Below are 2,254 nucleotides of genomic sequence, written 5' to 3'. Positions count from 1 at the left end.
ACCGGGTACTGCGTGGTGAACCAGCCGACCGTGCGGGAGACGTCCGTGGGCGTGAAGAGCGTCTCCCTGCCGTGGCCCTCCAGGTGGACGAGCAGGCCCGTGCCCGTGCCCCGGTTCCGTACGGCGGCCGAGGCGAGCGCCGAGAGGAGGACCGGTCCGAGCACCCGCCAGGACACGCCGTCGACCGCGAGGTGGTGCAGGGTCAGGAGGAGCCGTCCCGTGCGGCCGGGCCCGGCGTCGAGCCAGACCGCGCGCAGCATCTCGCCGTCCTCGGGCGCGAGCCGCGTCCTGGCCGCGAGGCGCCGTGCCTCCGCGAGGGCGTCGCCGTCGGCCGGGACCTCGGCGCGGACGAGCGGGGACCCGGCGGGGACCGCCGCCGCCACCTCGGCCCGGAGGTCCCGCGCCAGCAGCCGCGTCCGCAGGGCGCCGTGCCGCTCGGTGAGGCCGCGCACGGCCACCTCGACGCGCTCCGGGGCCGTGCCGGGCGGCACGGGGAAGACCATGGACTGCGTGAACGCCCAGGTGTCGCCGCCCTGTCCGAGCCACCACCGCATCACCGGGGTGAGGGGGAAGCGGCCCACTCCGGGGTCGGACGCGTCCGGGCCGTCCGCCGCCGGCGTACCGGCGTGGGCGGCCAGTTGGGCCGGGGTGCGCAGGGTGAAGACGTCGCGCGGGGCGAGGGCGRRKSYCGSCGCCGACGCCTGTCCGGTCAGCTGGATGGCCATGATGCTGTCGCCGCCGAGCCGGAAGAAGTCGTCGTCGGCGCCGACCTCCGCCACGCCGAGCACCTGCGCGAACAGGCCGCACAGCTCCTTCTCGCGGGCCGAGGCCGGTGCCCGCGAGGCCGTGGCGGCCCGGGGCGCGGGCAGCGCCGCGCGGTCGAGCTTGCCGCTGCGGGTGAGCGGGATCTCCGGCAGCTCCACGACGTCCGACGGCACCATGTGGGCGGGCAGCCGGGTCGCCGCGTACGCGAGGAGTCCGTTCGGGTCGATGGTCCGGCCCGGGGCGGCGACGGCGTAGCCGGTGAGCTGCGGGCGGCCCGCCCCGTCGGCGCGTACGACGGCCACCGCGCGGGCCACCGAGTGGTGCCCGGAGAGCACGGCGGCGATCTCGCCCGGTTCGATGCGCAGGCCGCGCAGCTTGACCTGCTCGTCGGTGCGGCCGAGGTAGTGCAGGGTGCCGTCGTCGTCGCGGCAGGCCAGGTCGCCCGTGCGGTACATGCGGGAGCCCGGGGCGCCGAAGGGGTCGGCGACGAAGCGTTCGGCGGTGGCGGCGGGACGGTTCAGATAGCCGCGGGCCAGGCCCGGCCCCGCCAGATACAGCTCGCCCGCGACACCGGTCGGCACGGGCCGCAGCCGCTCGTCCAGGACGTGTACGGCGGTGCCCGCGACCGGGGTGCCGATGGGCGGGGCGGTGCCGTCGCCGCCGAGCGGGCCCGAGAGGGTGGCGGCGACGGTGGCCTCGGTGGGGCCGTAGGCGTTGTGGAAGCGGCGGCCCTTAACGGCCCAGCGCCTGACCAGGCCGGGCGGGCAGGCCTCGGCGCCGACCGCGAGCGCGCGCAGCGCCGGGTAGGGGCCGTCGGGCACGGTGGCGAGGACCGAGGGCGGCACCATCGCGCAGGAGATCCGCCGCTCGGTGAGGACCCGGCCGAGCTTGTCCCCCGCGAGGGGCCCCGGCGGCGGCACGACGAGGGTGCCGCCGGGCCGGAAGGCCATGCACAGTTCGGCCACCGAGATGTCGAAGGCCGGTGAGCCGAGCTGGAGGACCCGTGTGTCCGCGTCGAGCGCGAAGCGTTCCGCCAGGCTGTGGGCGAGCGCGGCGACCCCGGCGTGGGTGACGACGACGCCCTTGGGGGTGCCGGTCGAGCCGGAGGTGTGGATGACGTAGGCGGGCCTGTCCGGTGCCCGGGGGACGTCCTCGCGCAGGGGCTCGCCCTCGTAGGAGGTCACGTCGAGGACCAGGCGCGGCACGTCCGTCGCGGGCAGCACCCCGGCCGCCGCCGTACGCGCGTCGGTGACCAGGAGCACGGGCGCCGCGTCGTCGAGCGCCCCGCGCAGCCGCTCGGCCGGGTAGTCGGGGTCGAGGGGCAGATGGGCGGCGCCCGCCCGCTGCACGGCGAGCGCGGCCACCGCGAACTCCGCGCCACGGCCGAGGGCGAGGGCGACGGTCCGCTCCGGGCCCGCGCCGCGCCGGGCGAGCAGCCCCGCGAGGCGTCCGACGCGCTCGTGCAGCGCCGCGTACGTGAGGTGCAGGT

1 protein-coding gene is annotated in these 2,254 nt (G+C 77.8%); it reads right to left on the bottom strand.

All coding sequences use genetic code 11. The features are described from left to right. Positions 1-2,254: amino acid adenylation domain-containing protein (locus AB8Z36_RS39220; RefSeq protein WP_369218136.1), on the bottom strand; the 2,254-nt coding region annotated here is incomplete at both ends.

Source organism: Streptomyces flavofungini, assembly GCF_041028215.1.
Taxonomy (GTDB): domain Bacteria; phylum Actinomycetota; class Actinomycetes; order Streptomycetales; family Streptomycetaceae; genus Streptomyces; species Streptomyces flavofungini_B.
Note: the sequence above shows the minus strand (reverse complement) of the source record. Positions and strands in the feature narration are given on the sequence as shown.